The following is a 14,497-nucleotide window of genomic DNA, read 5'->3' as shown; positions in this document are numbered from 1 at the left end:
CATCAATGGTGCCGTTCAGCTAGAAGATGAATCAGATTTCCGGTTTGAACGAGACTTTTATGTTGAAGAGGCACTTGTGATGAGACAGGCCGATCAAGCATTAGATTTCTACGAAGCCCGTGATCAATTGAAAATGTATGCCGAAGAGCAGAATATGCCATTAGAAGATACATTTTATTGTGTATTACTAGAAGTGTATGGTGATATCATCATTGACTTATATATTCCGCTGCAAAAGCGAGGGGAATCGTCATGATGTTCGGCCATCAAATCGCTTATCGGAACGTTGTATCGAAGTATTATCATTTTCGACCAGAAGAAATGGAACAAGCTTTTGAAGATTTTGTTTCAATATTAGAAGAAAATGGTTATCATCCAACCGGTGACATGTTTTTTTCCATACTGAGTGACCCAACGGCGGATGAAATGACCGTAGAGATTTTTTTACCTATTGAAGAAGACTCCATACGGAAAGATATCGATGAACAAGTATTTTTCCGCAGTTATTTTTCGATAAAACCTATGGTGATGACAAGAGTTACAGAAAACTTTGATGAACAATCCCAAGTGAAGTATTGGGAATTAGTTGAATATCTACAGAAGAATGATCTAGAGCAACGAACCCCTATCTTTGTAGTATATAAAAAAACGCAATCAGGCCGTACTTATGTTGAAATGAGCGTAGGTGTTTACATTTAGAATAATGGAGATGAGGAAATGAAAAAGTTATATATATTAGTAATACTTATGGTAATGATAGCTGGGTGTAGTCATACAAATGAAGAAGCATCAAAAGACACAAACACCGATGTGGAATCAGAAGATACAACGAAAGCAAATGAGACAGATGAATCTAATGAGGAGAACGTCGATATCGAAAATGAAGAAGATGAAGCAGAAGATACCTCGGAGAATAAGGGAGTGGATGACTTTTTTAATCAACCAACGAACGAGGATGTTCCTGATTTAGAATTGCAAGTACAAAAAATCGACAAAGAAGATGGTATCACGATTGAAAATAGTGAATTGTATAGCCAGCTGAACGAAGTCATTAAAGCAGATCCAAAAGGCGGTATTCCAAACGATTTTAGTATCTACCCACATGATCTTGTTTACAACGAAGATGGCAGTACTTCTATCGTTTTCTTTGCGATCAATCGATTGCATGCCCCAATTCGAAATATTTATTTTGAACTCACATTAGGCAATAAAAATGGGGCATATATTTTTGAGAAAATGCCCGTCACATTAGATGAGGAATACGTTGGTATAATTAAAACCGACAGTGCTGTTCCGTTCTTGATTGATATTTATCCTGAAGATGAAGAGATCTTTATGCGCTTAACGGAAGAGAATATTGACTTAAGATTAGATAATTATGATGTGGAGCTAGATGAATAGTAGAAAGAGCAAAGACGCATATGGGAGCAAATTTTGTGGTAGTAAGTTCGGTAGAAGCAACTTTATTATTTTTTTGCATTATAAGCTATCGATTGGCCTAGGATTAATCATTTTACAGATCCTTTTTTTAAACGCATTTATGGTTAAATAAAGCCAGTTTGCGATGAAGAAGGGAACATCGTAACAGATTGGGAGACGGAAACGACTTACACGAGATAAGGAGAGGTCCTTATGGGATGTTCACATATTCAGGGATACTTATCTGATGAAAGCAATATTTTCTTTCATCATGATCAAAAAAAAGTTATATCAAAGGATTCAAATCGAAAGTGAGAGGGTACTGAGAAAAACCTGAAGAAACTGGTGGTAATCAAATATGAAGAGATTCTTAACATATCCTTTTAGAATAGGCATACAAGAAGTAAGAGAAAATAAGCAATTAATAAAGAAGTCTAAGGATTTAAGTTCGAAAGTAAATATTTACCCATTTATGTATGCTGCATATATGTATTTATTAATAATGTCCATCATGTATATTACTGTTATATATATATTAATTGGTGCTATTTTTGATCCCATTGGATTTATTATTTTAATACCAACAATACTAACTACTTGGATATTTACTCTTATATATAAAAAGGTTTTTCCTAAGACAAAGAAGTATTATTTAGAAAGCAACGGATTATATAAAAATGACTAAAGCGGTGCGGTTATATGTGACGGACGTTATCATGAGCCGACATTACCGGAGGATGTGTACGCAGAATTATGTGAAGGGATGAAACTCTATAACATGATTTAGGAGTATTTTCGGCATCCACCATGGTTAGACCGAACAAAGAATTCTAAGGAATATTTCATTTATGAGGGAGTTAATTTTACAAATTGAAAAAACTAATATTATATATAGTGTTAGTGTCAATAATAGCTGGTTGTAGTAATTCCAATGAGGATACAGCAACTGACACAGAGAAGACTGCGAATGAAACTAGTGCGGAAAAAACAACAGATGTATTAGATGATTCAGAAAATAAAGCAACAGTAGGGTCCTCTGATAAATCAAAGTCAAGTGAAGCTCCAGACTTAAAATTACAGGTTACAAAAATAGATAAAGAACAAGGAATAACTATTGAAAACAATGATATGTATAGACAATTAAATGAAGTTATAAAAGCAGATCCAAAAGCGGGTTTTCCCAATGATTTTACTGTATATCCCCGTCATCTTGTGTATAACGAAAATGGTGGGATTTCTATACTTTTCCTTGGTGTAAATAGATTAGATGCTCCAATTAAAAGTATTTATTTTCAACTTACCTTTGGCAATCAAAATGGCGACTACATTTTTGAAAATAAGCCAGTAACTTTAAATGAGAAAACATTTGGTTTAATTGAAACAGATAGCGCTGTACCGTTCTTAGTAGATATTCATCCAGAAGATGAAGAAATATTTATGAGATTAACGGAAGAGGAAGAGAATATTGATATAAGTTTAGATCACACTGAAGTAGAGTTAAAAGAGTAAATATTTTGTGTAAGATCTGTTAATGCGGGAGAAACAATCTGTGAAGGACTAGAAGCAATTAACCCTATGAATTGGGTGTGGTGATTTTGATGAAATGTGAAGTGCAACGTGTTTATAAGAACCCGAGATTTAAAATATTAAAGATTGATGAAGAGAGCTATATTTTAGATATGGGCAGGTCAGTATGGAAAACAATATTTCCATTTTTATCATGGTTAGTACCATATACAATCTATAAAGTAGATGAAGATGAGATCAATGAAAAAGTGAAGCACATAGAGAGAGATAAATCAAAGGATCAAGGTCTTGCTACTCTAGGAACAGGTGTAGGGATTTTTTTAGCCACTTTATTAAGACCACTTTCATCGTATTTTGAAATTCAAAGTACCATGTTAGTGAACGGTATTATTGCAACATTGATGTTGTTAATCGTAGTTTTAATACGAATATATATTGGCAATAAGTATAAAAAGAAATTTTTTGAAAAGGTTACTTCAAATCTATTATTAAAAAAACAAATTTTTATAAAGCCTGTAACAGTTAAACATTTTATAAAAAGTATATTTGTTTATTGTTTTATTCTATTGTTTTTCATTGCCACGTTTGTATTATTTATTACAGATGGTAATATGATGCTGTTGATAATTGCAACCTTTTTCTTTTTTACCTTAACTGTAGTTAATGCAATGACAATATTAGATGGTCAAATTCCAGTAAGATTTAAATAATCATTAAAACAGTAGGTGGTACGTTCAGACAGCATTTACTGCGGCAGGGACAGTGTCTACTCCTATTCCAGGCCTGGGCACAATGATTGGAAAGATATCGCTACATATTTTATATATGTAGCTAAACTTGTTGAAGCAAGGAAAGCAATCTATCGAGTGAATAGTAATACAGGGGAGATTGAAAATTCTTTAGTAGAAACGGACGGGTATAAAATAGTTGAACATAAGGGATGGAAAACTTATAAGTAGTGAAGAGTGAAAATCTCTATTTCTAACAACATTTTCAACACTGTAGGAGTGATTTAAAACTACATGGCAGTATCGATATACCTTTGATTCCAGGAATGTGTCGAACGCCAAGGTAATCAAATGATTCAGGAAATAAAAGCCTAATCGAGACAGTCTTTGTCATCGATTGGCTTTTAAATAATGGAGAAAGACCGTTATTTTACGCCGCCAAACACGGACAATTCCATCCATTTAAAGAAACAATCAGCATGTTGAAAGCCGATATCTCTTAACCAATCCACTTGAATATCTACTCGTTGCAAAATGTTATCTTCCTTGTCCGGTCGTTCGTGATATTCTTGCTCCACATCCTCATAATGACGATTGTTGTATGTACTCAAGTGATGAATGAAAAGTTGATCATGTAATGCCTCAACTTGTGGAGTAGCAGAAGCAACATGTTCGATATTGATAAACACACCGCCATCAGCGAGTAAATCATAAATTTGTTGATAAACACGTTGTTTTTGTTCGTCGGGCAGATGATGAATCGCAAACCCTGACACAATACAGTCAACTGAATCGATCGTAGACACTTGTTTTAATCCATGACTGAAGTCAGCTAAAAGAAATTCACATCGATCTTTATACTGTCTCATATGCTCTTTTGCCGCATCGATCATTGGCTCTGAATGATCGATTAAAATGGCAGAAGCTCTCGGATACATTTGCAATAATATTTCTGCCAAGAAGCCATTCCCACATCCTACATCGATGACAGTTCTAGGACTTGTTTGAAAATGATTGATAACATTAAGCATCATTTTCGTTTGATCTGGGCCATATGGAATACCACCTCTGACTTGTTCCAAATAATGTTCACTCACATCTTTTCGTTGCCAATGTGTTCGTTTCATTTCCTCAACTCCCTACGTAATAGATAAAAAAAAGAACAGCATTATAGTTTATAAAGCTGTTCTAAGATGACAAGCATGGCATATGCACTGAAGACAAAACCAGCAGATAGCCATTGTGATAGATATTCTTTTTCTCTGCGTTGGGTCATCCATCGTTCAATTCCGCTAATGAATGGGACCGAAAATAATATAAGAAATAAAGGTAACATGCGGACAGCCATCGGATAAGCAATATTCGGATACAATATGAAATGGAGAATGATGCCACCACATATCATCAGCAAATTTGTGAGTACAAAAGGAAAACGTCGATTTTTCGTCCATGATTGGATCAAACTAGATTGTATTTTGTGTTTATCCTTTATGTAATATTGTAATAAAAGGTAGGAAATAAACAACAAAACGAGACTAATTATAGTTGTCGCATTCATTTAAGTACCACCAATCTGTCATATCTGAGACAATTCTATCATAAACGATAGAATCTTTGTAGATAAAAATGGAAAACAAACGCATATTTGGTTATTTTTCTTCATTTGATTCAGTATTTTCGTAACGACTGTCCAAGTAATCGACGATATGAATGATATAACCTTCTAAATGTAACGGCTTTTGTACAGCGCTTCCCCATTCTGGTAATCCGTGATGACAGAGGATACAGTGGTTCATTACATGAATGCTTTCCATACTGACGTGAATTTGTTTGTCTTCGATGATGCGGTTCATTAGTAACACACCATAAGGGATATGGCCAACGAATACACCTAATGGGTCCATTGTGATGCCTGCTTGTTGTCTTTGCGTTGACTCAAAATAAGCTGATGGGTATAAATATTGGAAGATATCTAGTGTCTTACCTGCATAATCATACTCCATTAATTTCCCAATATCATGGAATAAAATACTTGTCATCAGTGCATCGTAATGTAGGTTATCATATTTATATTCAGCCATTCCATGAAGCATTTGATATAAGTGATCGATGGTGCCTTTCCAGACAAAACGAGGGTATGTTTCATCTTGTTTTAATGACTCCCATATTTCTTGTTTATATTCGGTTTCAACTTTATGTATTAATTTCATGACAGCTCGGAATGGATTTTCTTCAAATACGGTAATGTAGCGACAAATACGCATTAATCCGACTGTATGTTTGAGTAATCCGCCTAGATAATGATGATGAAATCCTTTGGCGGCAGGACTAAGGCGAAAGGCGTCCCAAAGCTCTTCCATCGCATGAAGCGTAATGCTTTGATAAGGTTCTTCTAACTCATATAAATAAGCAAAGAGTTCAAGTGTTAATGCATCTAAATCTTGTTTTGTATAGGCCAGAAGGGTGAAAGGATCAATTTCTTGAGAACAAGGTGTCATTTCTTGAACGGTAACACTTTTAAAGCCATTAAATTCATCTACTGTCCCCTTAATATCAAAAACACCATGTGTATCAAGTAAAGGTTGAACCGTAGCGACCATGCCATGATTATCCCACATTTTCGCGGGTATATTGCCAGATTGGTTACTTAAATTCAATTTTAAAAAAGATTTATTGGTTTTCGTCGTTCGTACTTGATAATCGTTCAACAGTACACGCGTTTCAATGGCTGTTCCTTTTCCTAATTCGGTTAAGTCGATGATGTCTGTCGCATCTGGCAGCGTCGGTGGTGGAAATTGTTGGCGGATGGTTGCTTTGGTTTCTTCTGTAAGATCATATTGAACCGGGACCATCCCGTAAAAATAATGATTCTGACTCAAAATGCTTCCCCCTAAGTGATTATAGTAGAAAGCCCTACCTCTGTTCGTGAGATAGGGCAGTGCAATTCATTTCTAGTTGTTATTCAGCGTCTGATGATTCTTCTGAACTGGAACCTGAACCAGATCCAGATGATGAGCCAGTAGACGTTTGTTGTTCAAATAGACTTTCAAATTCATCAATTTTCACATCAATATCAGCGTCTTGCATAAGCTCCTGCATTTTCGTTTGCGCTGCAGAATCTTCAACTTTTGTTTGTGCGATTTCTGAACGAATTTGATCTTTCATGTCTTCTAGTGGTTCGACTTCTACTTCATTTCGTTCTTGAAGCTTAATGATATGCCAGCCATTGTCTGATTGAACGGGATCACTGACTTCATCTGTTTCTAGATTATACGCTGCATCTTCAAAGGCTGGTGCCATATCACCTGCTGTAAATGGATCAAGCTCGCCACCATTAGAAGCACTAGCTTGATCCGTAGAATATTCTTCGGCTAGTGAAGCAAAATCTTCACCGTTGTCAAGCTCTTCTTTCACAGTGTTTGCTGTTTCTTCATCTTGGACAAGAATATGGCTTGCGACGAGTTCTGTTTGCATACGTTCATAACGTTGATTAATTTCTTCATCTGATACTTCTACATCTTCAGTGACAGCTTTTTGCTGTAACAAGCTTGTACGAAGTTGTTCGCGCAATGCATCTTCATCTTCAAGACCACTTTGGGCTAAGACCATTTCCCATTGATCTCCATATTGATCTTTTAATGATTGGACTTCTTGATCAACTTCTTCATCAGACACGTCATAATTATCTTCCAAAATAGTTTTTAAAACCATTTGTTGTAAGACTTGTCCGCCATTTGATGACTTTAATTCTTCATAAAATTCATCTTTGGTGATATTTCCTGATCCAGTTTCAACAACTGTTTCTGATTCGTCGTCAGAAGAGCAAGCTGATAAAGCTATAACACTTGCTGCAAATGTTGTTGCCATTGCTAATTTTTTCATTTTCATTACCTACACTCCTAATCTTTCCTAACTTTTTTGACTCTGTGAGATACTATAACATATATTACTCGGTTATATATAGCGAAAGCGATTTATTCCACTAATTTTACACATTTTTATGTGTAAACAACTTCTACATAAGAAGATACGAGTAAAATCGTAATCAATATATTAATGGTCCGAAAAACATTGGGTTGTTTCTCTTGGGACATCTCCGTTTGCATGCAAAGTCGATAAGTTAAAGAATTAAAAATAAATAATGCGAAGAATGAGAATATCGCAAATACTAACATCATGCTCATTGTACCTCCTTCTTGCTTCTCTCATAACTTTAACAAAAAATTAGAAATTTGAACAGTATATCCATTATAATTTCTAAGTTTTGGAAAGAAAAAGCCAGTATCATACTGGCTTATCGTCTAATTAATATATCATATCCGTTATGGTCATTTGTAATAATACATTGTTTTGGTGCGCGCCAGATTCGACGGGCATATAAAAAATCTGTATAAGAAAAACCGATATTAATGGCAGCTAACATTAAAAAATAAGGATAATAGCCACCAAAAGTCACACTTGCTGTAATCAACGGTGTCGTGAGTAACATCGTTGGTGTTAGCAAAGAGATTAATAAGGTTCGCTTAGATGTTTTTGTATTTGGCATAATCTTAACATAAGGAAACTGTTTAGCAAATTTGATCCATTTTATCTTGGCATGTCTTTCAATTAATTGTAACGGTACAATGTGTGTTAATTGGTGTAGAATCGGTAAGACAACCAATGCTAGCAAAAAAGGATAAAATCCATTTTCCTTGACTTCAATATGTTGATGAATAAAAGTAAAAGGTAAATACAGCATGATAAATGAACCAAGTCCTAATAAAAAAGACAACATAATTGTTCGATATACGCCTAATTGTTTTGTGATTTGGATAGTGTCCCAACAATTCATCATGCGAATCACCTCATTTTATTCATAGTTATTTAAAATTACTACATGACTATAGTATGTTTTAAACCAAAAATCAATAGGTTTTACAAAAAATTTATGGATAAAAATGATAATTTTATCGTGTGTTCACATTTTACTCGAAAAAAAGAGCGATCTTAATTTTCTTGATCGCTCTTTCGTGATTTATGATGTGGATTGATCATTTTGTTGGGTTTTGTCCTCTAACTCTTTAAGGCTTTCTTCAATTTGTGTTAAATACTTTTGAATATTTTTTTGATGAGGTTCTACGGTCTTTTTCCACGATTCTACGGATTGTTTTACATCCGCTGACAAGTCGCGAATGAGAGCGGCTCCTTCTTTAGACGTTTTGGCAATTTGATCTTTTAAATCAAAGCCTTCTTCACGTAAATGATTGATGGATTGGACCACTTCATTACTACGGTGTTTGACATCGGTACGCAATTCTTTTCCTGATTTTGGTGTTGTGAGTAGGGTGGTTGCGGCGCCAATCACGCTGCCAGTTACCACGCCGATAAACAATGATTTTGCATTGATCATACGCACACACACTCCTTTCTATAATATATAATACCTATTTGTGTGTCTTTCAAACATCAAATTTATAAATTTTCCTGAATTTGATGGGCGATATCTGTTAGTTGTTCCTGTGAATATTCGTTTTCATGTGTTTCCCATTTGGCCCCAAAGCATCTTGGTGATCATAGCGCGGGATTAAATGAATATGTAGATGAAACACTGACTGACCAGCGAATTCTTCATTATTATTTAATATGTTTAAGCCAGATGGTTGAAACGCTTTTTTGATCGCATTCGCTACGACGGGCACACGACTGAATAATCGGGAAGCTACCTCTTCATCGGTGTCATAAATATCTTTACTGTGCGTTTTTGGGATGATGAGTGTATGCCCTTTTGTTACTTGGCTTAGATCTAAAAAAGCATAAACGTCTTCATCTTCGTATACTTTGGCAGAAGGGATTTCTTTCGAATGAATGTTACAAAATATGCAGTCTGTTTGTTGTTCGGTCACTTGTCTCTCTCCTTTGCTACAATCATTTTCTTCCATACTATATTACTATTGTATAAAGATTTTAGTGATTAAGCAACACGAAAGGGAGTAGAGATGAAAAAAGAGCAGGCATGCTGTTTATGGAGATAAACAGCACCCTGCTTTGGAAGGAGGCGAAGAATCAAATTTCTTCTTTATACAATGGAATCGGGGAATGACTCATTGGTTGATCAGAAACAGCGAGTGTAAGGGAATCAAGATTGTTGTTTTGGAAACAACGTTTGATTCGATCGCTACATGTTTGGCTTTTTCCATCATTCACATGAGAGAAAAGGTTACCAATCACCTTGTTTCTTCCTCCTCCTTCATTTATAGAATGCCCTATTTATTTTTGATTTATACCATGAATATTTTTGTTATCCGCTTGATAAAATGGTAATATTTTAGCAGGTCAAGCTTTTGGAAGGGAGTATTGCAATGGAATCCTTATTACAAATTAAAGATTTAGAAGGTGGCTATACTCATAAGAATGTGTTGCATGGACTTTCGTTTGACATATATCCGAATGAAATTGTGGGAATCATTGGTTTAAACGGTGCTGGAAAAAGTACTACGATTAAACATGTGATCGGCTTAATGCAACCGAAAAATGGAAGTGTTTCGATTAATGGGACATCATTTCAGGATGACCCTGAAAATTACCGCAAACAATTCAGTTATATTCCTGAGATGCCAGTATTATATGATGAATTAACGTTGGAAGAACATTTGCGGTTGACGGCGATGGCTTATGATTTATCAGAGGAAACCTATCAGAAGCGGGTCACGCCATTATTAAAAGAATTTCGATTAGAAAAGAAATTAAAGTGGTTTCCGATTCATTTCTCCAAAGGGATGCGACAAAAAGTGATGATTATGTGTGCATTTTTAGTGGAGCCGTCACTTTATATTGTAGATGAACCGTTTGTCGGTTTAGATCCGTTAGGGATTCAGTCTTATTTAGATTGGATGAATGAAATGAAATCACAGGGAGCAGGTGTGTTGATGTCTACACATATTTTGGCGACGGCGGAGCGTTATTGCGATCGTTTTATTATTTTGCATGACGGCTATATTCGCGCACAAGGTACATTATCTGAACTCCAACAGTCATTCAAGCGCCCTGAGGCAACGTTAGATGATCTATATATTCAATTAACAAAGGAAGCCGATGACAATGTTTGACGCTAAACAATTGTTTAAAAATCGTTTATCAGGTCATATGAAAGAATTGAGTCGTTATTTGCGTTATATATTGACGGGGCATTTCATGATCGCGATGGTTTTTATATTATCAGCGATGTCTGTATTTTATCAGCAATGGTTAGAAAATTTACCAACAGATTTTCCGGCGGCCTGGGTGATTGCGCTTGTGTTAAGTTTCGTAACGACATATAGTCCGATTCAAAACTTTTTGAAGAAAGCAGATATTGTGTTTTTAATCCCTGCAGAGTACAACATGGGTCCCTATTTTTTCCGTACATTACTATATAGTTACGTCACACAATTGTATGTTTTTTTCTTAGTTGGTGCAGCACTAGCACCGTTATATTTCGCTGCCTATCCAGAACGTCAAACGTCAAGTTATGGTTTGTTATTACTTGTACTTTTAGTGATTAAAGCATGGAGTTTAATAGCAAATTGGTGGATGTTGCGTATTCGTGAGCGATCGATGCGCATGATGGATCATTTGGTAAGGTATTTCTTAATTATGGTGATGCTTTTCTTCTATATTCATCAAGCGCTATTATTTACGTTGCTTGTGACCGCTTTATTCGTTGTACTAATACTCTTTAACTATCAAGAATCAAGGAAAAGTGTGGCATTACAATGGGATATACTGATTGAACGAGATTATTTGCGGATGCGGTCATTTTATCGATTAGCCAATATGTTCACTGATGTAGGACATATCGAGACAGAAGTGAAAAAAAGACATTGGTTAGCTCGGTTGTTGACACGTTCGATCCCATTTCAGCAATCGCACACTTTTACTTATTTATATCGCCTGACAACTGCTAGAAGTGGTGAGTATTTAGGGTTATGGCTTCGATTAACCGTTATTGGTGCTTTGGCGATGTACTATGTGCCCAATATGTGGCTGAAGGTTATTTTTGCTTGGTTATTTCTGTATATGACATGGATTCAGATGGTGCCATTATTTAACCATCATCGACTGATCGTGTGGGTGGATTTGTACCCGATTAGGTTTCATGAACGAAAAAAAGCAGTGAAAGTGTGGATCACTCAGTTAATTGCTGTGCAAACAGTGCTCTTTGTCTTGTTATTACTGTTTTCTGACAGTGTTCAAGCAGGGGTACTTGTTGCTATAACGAGTGCAGTCCTGCTGTTTGGAGCAGGACCGATTTATTTGAATCAAAAACTTCGCTAGTGATTTCTTTGTTCAATTAACTGAAGGAAAGTTTTCGCAGCAAGTAACATGGCTCGTTCATCGAAATCAAATAAGTGATGATGATGCGGAACAAAATGATCACTACGTTGAGCGCCAGTAAAGAAAAAGGCACCTGGTTTTTCTTTTACAAAATAAGCGAAATCTTCTCCCGTCATACTCGGTGCTGTCATTTCTGCTTTTTTTATGTCATCGATAGAAGTCGCTGCATCTATGACCGCACGTGCTTGTTCTTCGTGATTTACGACGGCTGGATAACCTTTTGTATAATGAAAGTCATATTCGACCCCGAAACTGACACACGTTCCTTGAATGATTCGTTCCATCTCGTCGATGATCTGTTGTTGTAATGTTTCGTCAAATGTGCGGACTGTTCCAGTGATTTCGACTTTCCCTGGAATAATGTTATAAGCATTTCCTGCATAGAATGTACCAATCGAGAGAACAGCCGTATGCAGTGGGTCAATTCGTCGGCTTTTTAGTTGTTGAAGGTTTGTGACTACTTGTGATCCGGCAACTATGGAATCTGTAGTTTGATGAGGGATGGCACCGTGTCCGCCTTTTCCCTTTATCGTGATTTCAAATTTGTCGGCCGCGGCCATTAATTCACTCGGACTTGTTTGTACGATACCGTATGGTGTATTGGTCCATAAATGAGTTCCATATACCTCATCCACTCCATCTAATGCACCAGAAGCAATCATGCTTTCGCTCCACCTGGTGTTAACTCCTCTGCATGTTGATGAATAAAAACAATCGTGCCAGGAATGTCCGATTGATATTTTTTACAAACTTTCGCTACTGTAAGTAATGTAGCGGTATGGCCGTCGTGACCGCAAGCGTGCATCACACCATCTACTTTGGAGCGATAAGGGACGTCTTTGGCATCATGGATCGGCAGCGCGTCAAAGTCTGCACGAATGGCGATGGTTTTTCCAGGTTTTCCGCCTTCTACTGTTGCTACTACCCCGTTACCTCCGACATTTTTTTGATAGGGAATATGTAGTTGGTCATAATATGATTGAATGTAATTGGCTGTCTGTTCTTCTTCAAATGAAAGTTCTGGATATTGGTGTAAATAACGGCGAATCTCGACCATTTCTTCATAAGAGTTTTCCAATGCATTAAAAAGCTGCTTGTTCACTTCATCATCCCCGATCGTAAGCTGTTTTTCCTTTTATTATAGCATAGTTGAGTCTTCGTCGTGTATTGATCTTGTTTGGTCAAAAACAAAATAGGCATTTGTTTCATACAATGATGTAGCGGAGGTGAAAAAATGCCAAGAGCAAAATTTACAAGTTCAGACGTTGATTTAATGGCAAGGTTGATGAGAGCGGAAGCTGTTGGTGAAGGAAGGCTAGGCATGTTGTTTGTCGGAAATGTCATTGTGAATCGTGATGTAGCGAATTGTTTAGATTTTACTGATGTACGTACAATACGTGATGTCATTTATCAAGTTCAAGGGGGCAATTATGCATTTGAAGCTGTTCAAAAAGGTAGTTTATTTTATCGGAGACCGCGAGATGCTGAAAGAAGATTAGCAAGAAAGAATTTGAAATATTGGACACAACATCCGGCGAAATATTCTCTTTGGTACTTCAGGCCAAGTGGAGACTGTCCGTCAGATTGGTATGGTGAACCTTTTTCTGGACGGTATAAAAACCATTGTTATTATGAACCAGCAGCTGGAACATGCCCGAGTGTATATTAAGGAACGCTATAGGTAGAACTACGAGTGCGTCCAAACTTGTTGCTGTTCATTATCAATAGTAAAAACCCGAATGTTAATAGATCAACTGTTAACATCCGGGTTATTTATTTCGCTGTTGCTTAAAAGAAACTGCTATCTGCTAATAAACGTTGCGTTTCTTCTTGATGTTTGGTTTCGTCTGCGATCATATCTTCTAATTCGACGACGAGTTCTGTATATCCTAATTCACTAGCTTGCTGTTTTCTTTTCTCGTAGCGCTCAATCGTTTCAGTTTCTGCTTTTAGTGTGGCTTCAAGCATTGCTTTTACATCCGTAAGTTGTTCAACTTTTGCCGGTGTCGTAGTTGGTGTTCCGCCTAATGTTTTAATTTTCTCTGATAAGTACTGTGCGTGACCAATCTCATCGTTAATCTCATCTTCGAAAAAAGGTTTTAATAACGACCGATACAGACCAGACACAACAGAAGCATGATACGTATACATAATGGTTGCTGCATATTCATGAGCTAAGTCTTCATTTAAACCATCGAGTAATTCTTGTAATTGTTCATTATTTTGTGCCATCTTATACATCATCCTTTCGATATGGTTTCCACTATATGTCTACCCTACATTGAAAAAAATAAACATCCTGAATCCGTGACATAAAAAAAATAAATATGAATTGCCTGGATATTCATTAAAATGCATTTAGTTTTTCTAATAAAAGATGGAATCTTTCGATTTTCGCTTCAGACGGGCGCTTGCCGCGGGCACGGCCTCAACTTCCCGAAACTCACAAGTTTCGTTTCGGGTGATTT

Annotated in this window: 17 protein-coding genes and 3 pseudogenes; 9 read left to right on the top strand and 11 right to left on the bottom strand. The window is 36.4% G+C overall.

All coding sequences use genetic code 11. From position 1 onward, the window contains the following. The 6 genes and pseudogenes from J416_RS15965 to J416_RS12330 form a co-directional block, all read left to right on the top strand. A pseudogene (locus tag J416_RS15965) lies at window positions 1–256 on the top strand (hypothetical protein); the annotation flags it as partial. Beyond that, entirely contained in the window at window positions 253–699 is a 447-nt protein-coding gene (locus J416_RS12350; protein WP_040513563.1) for a DUF5085 family protein, read from the top strand. The pseudogene J416_RS15965 and the gene J416_RS12350, both read left to right, overlap by 4 nt. Before the next feature lie 18 nt (window positions 700–717). Then, window positions 718–1,401: a hypothetical protein gene (locus J416_RS12345; protein ID WP_003472751.1), complete on the top strand. Its 684-nt coding sequence runs from the start codon at window positions 718–720 to the stop codon at window positions 1,399–1,401. Window positions 1,402–1,777: 376 nt separating this feature from the next. Beyond that, on the top strand, window positions 1,778–2,104 hold the full coding sequence (locus J416_RS12340; protein WP_003472749.1) for a hypothetical protein: 327 nt from the start codon (window positions 1,778–1,780) through the stop codon (window positions 2,102–2,104). 185 nt (window positions 2,105–2,289) lie between these two features. After that, a complete protein-coding gene (locus tag J416_RS12335; RefSeq protein ID WP_003472747.1) occupies window positions 2,290–2,928 on the top strand; it encodes a hypothetical protein in 639 nt (212 codons plus the stop codon). An 89-nt stretch (window positions 2,929–3,017) separates the two neighbouring features. Further along, entirely contained in the window at window positions 3,018–3,656 is a 639-nt protein-coding gene (locus tag J416_RS12330) for a DUF443 family protein (RefSeq protein ID WP_003472745.1), read from the top strand. 443 nt (window positions 3,657–4,099) lie between these two features. On the opposite strand, the gene J416_RS12325 is transcribed toward J416_RS12330, so the two are convergent. From J416_RS12325 to J416_RS15840, 9 genes and pseudogenes are all read right to left on the bottom strand, one after another. After that, entirely contained in the window at window positions 4,100–4,801 is a 702-nt protein-coding gene (locus J416_RS12325; protein WP_003472744.1) for a class I SAM-dependent methyltransferase, read from the bottom strand. A 41-nt stretch (window positions 4,802–4,842) separates the two neighbouring features. Further along, a complete protein-coding gene (locus J416_RS12320) occupies window positions 4,843–5,232 on the bottom strand; it encodes a hypothetical protein (protein ID WP_003472742.1) in 390 nt (129 codons plus the stop codon). Between the two features lie 91 nt (window positions 5,233–5,323). Next, complete coding sequence (locus J416_RS12315; protein ID WP_003472740.1) at window positions 5,324–6,553, bottom strand: hypothetical protein; 1,230 nt, start codon at window positions 6,551–6,553, stop codon at window positions 5,324–5,326. A gap of 79 nt (window positions 6,554–6,632) precedes the next feature. Beyond that, window positions 6,633–7,562 (bottom strand): peptidylprolyl isomerase, encoded by a 930-nt coding sequence (locus J416_RS12310; protein ID WP_003472739.1) that lies wholly within the window; start codon window positions 7,560–7,562, stop codon window positions 6,633–6,635. Between the two features lie 110 nt (window positions 7,563–7,672). Further along, window positions 7,673–7,852 carry a hypothetical protein gene (locus J416_RS12305; RefSeq protein WP_003472737.1) on the bottom strand — a complete coding sequence of 60 codons (180 nt, stop codon included), beginning with the start codon at window positions 7,850–7,852 and terminating at the stop codon, window positions 7,673–7,675. A 116-nt stretch (window positions 7,853–7,968) separates the two neighbouring features. Then, on the bottom strand, window positions 7,969–8,511 hold the full coding sequence (locus J416_RS12300; RefSeq protein WP_156809594.1) for a DUF3267 domain-containing protein: 543 nt from the start codon (window positions 8,509–8,511) through the stop codon (window positions 7,969–7,971). 180 nt (window positions 8,512–8,691) lie between these two features. Further along, window positions 8,692–9,066, bottom strand: a complete 375-nt coding sequence (locus J416_RS12295; RefSeq protein ID WP_003472732.1) for a YtxH domain-containing protein — start codon at window positions 9,064–9,066, stop codon at window positions 8,692–8,694. A 62-nt stretch (window positions 9,067–9,128) separates the two neighbouring features. Next, a pseudogene (locus J416_RS12290) lies at window positions 9,129–9,595 on the bottom strand (HIT family protein). A gap of 124 nt (window positions 9,596–9,719) precedes the next feature. Next, entirely contained in the window at window positions 9,720–9,884 is a 165-nt protein-coding gene (locus J416_RS15840; protein WP_156809593.1) for a hypothetical protein, read from the bottom strand. A gap of 131 nt (window positions 9,885–10,015) precedes the next feature. Between J416_RS15840 and J416_RS12285 the strand changes: the two genes are divergently transcribed. Beyond that, complete coding sequence (locus J416_RS12285) at window positions 10,016–10,762, top strand: ABC transporter ATP-binding protein (protein WP_003472727.1); 747 nt, start codon at window positions 10,016–10,018, stop codon at window positions 10,760–10,762. Next, on the top strand, window positions 10,755–11,969 hold the full coding sequence (locus J416_RS12280; protein WP_003472724.1) for an ABC transporter permease: 1,215 nt from the start codon (window positions 10,755–10,757) through the stop codon (window positions 11,967–11,969). Before J416_RS12285 ends, J416_RS12280 begins: the two co-directional genes overlap by 8 nt. Here J416_RS12280 and J416_RS12275 read toward each other — a convergent pair. Next, window positions 11,966–13,086: pseudogene (locus J416_RS12275) on the bottom strand (M20 metallopeptidase family protein). The gene J416_RS12280 and the pseudogene J416_RS12275 overlap by 4 nt on opposite strands. A gap of 177 nt (window positions 13,087–13,263) precedes the next feature. Between J416_RS12275 and J416_RS12270 the strand changes: the two are divergent. After that, complete coding sequence (locus tag J416_RS12270; RefSeq protein WP_003472721.1) at window positions 13,264–13,698, top strand: cell wall hydrolase; 435 nt, start codon at window positions 13,264–13,266, stop codon at window positions 13,696–13,698. 119 nt (window positions 13,699–13,817) lie between these two features. On the opposite strand, the gene J416_RS12265 is transcribed toward J416_RS12270, so the two are convergent. After that, a complete protein-coding gene (locus tag J416_RS12265; RefSeq protein WP_003472719.1) occupies window positions 13,818–14,261 on the bottom strand; it encodes a ferritin-like domain-containing protein in 444 nt (147 codons plus the stop codon). Window positions 14,262–14,497 lie beyond the last annotated feature (236 nt).

The organism is Gracilibacillus halophilus YIM-C55.5, from assembly GCF_000359605.1.
In the GTDB taxonomy this organism is placed as follows: domain Bacteria; phylum Bacillota; class Bacilli; order Bacillales; family Amphibacillaceae; genus Gracilibacillus; species Gracilibacillus halophilus.
The sequence above is the reverse complement of the archived record's forward strand: the minus strand, read 5'-3'. Positions and strand labels throughout refer to the sequence as shown.

What these genes read in the sequence shown, in the direction of transcription:
- J416_RS12325 (WP_003472744.1), bottom strand. Translation starts at nt 4,801, where the DNA reads ATGAAACGAACACATTGGCAACGAAAAGATGTGAGTGAACATTATTTG.
- J416_RS12285 (WP_003472727.1), top strand. Translation starts at nt 10,016, where the DNA reads ATGGAATCCTTATTACAAATTAAAGATTTAGAAGGTGGCTATACTCAT.
- J416_RS12300 (WP_156809594.1), bottom strand. Translation starts at nt 8,511, where the DNA reads ATGATGAATTGTTGGGACACTATCCAAATCACAAAACAATTAGGCGTA.
- J416_RS12270 (WP_003472721.1), top strand. Translation starts at nt 13,264, where the DNA reads ATGCCAAGAGCAAAATTTACAAGTTCAGACGTTGATTTAATGGCAAGG.
- J416_RS12295 (WP_003472732.1), bottom strand. Translation starts at nt 9,066, where the DNA reads ATGATCAATGCAAAATCATTGTTTATCGGCGTGGTAACTGGCAGCGTG.
- J416_RS12350 (WP_040513563.1), top strand. Translation starts at nt 253, where the DNA reads ATGATGTTCGGCCATCAAATCGCTTATCGGAACGTTGTATCGAAGTAT.
- J416_RS12305 (WP_003472737.1), bottom strand. Translation starts at nt 7,852, where the DNA reads ATGATGTTAGTATTTGCGATATTCTCATTCTTCGCATTATTTATTTTT.
- J416_RS12345 (WP_003472751.1), top strand. Translation starts at nt 718, where the DNA reads ATGAAAAAGTTATATATATTAGTAATACTTATGGTAATGATAGCTGGG.
- J416_RS12340 (WP_003472749.1), top strand. Translation starts at nt 1,778, where the DNA reads ATGAAGAGATTCTTAACATATCCTTTTAGAATAGGCATACAAGAAGTA.
- J416_RS12310 (WP_003472739.1), bottom strand. Translation starts at nt 7,562, where the DNA reads ATGAAAATGAAAAAATTAGCAATGGCAACAACATTTGCAGCAAGTGTT.
- J416_RS12265 (WP_003472719.1), bottom strand. Translation starts at nt 14,261, where the DNA reads ATGGCACAAAATAATGAACAATTACAAGAATTACTCGATGGTTTAAAT.
- J416_RS12330 (WP_003472745.1), top strand. Translation starts at nt 3,018, where the DNA reads ATGAAATGTGAAGTGCAACGTGTTTATAAGAACCCGAGATTTAAAATA.
- J416_RS12280 (WP_003472724.1), top strand. Translation starts at nt 10,755, where the DNA reads ATGTTTGACGCTAAACAATTGTTTAAAAATCGTTTATCAGGTCATATG.
- J416_RS12320 (WP_003472742.1), bottom strand. Translation starts at nt 5,232, where the DNA reads ATGAATGCGACAACTATAATTAGTCTCGTTTTGTTGTTTATTTCCTAC.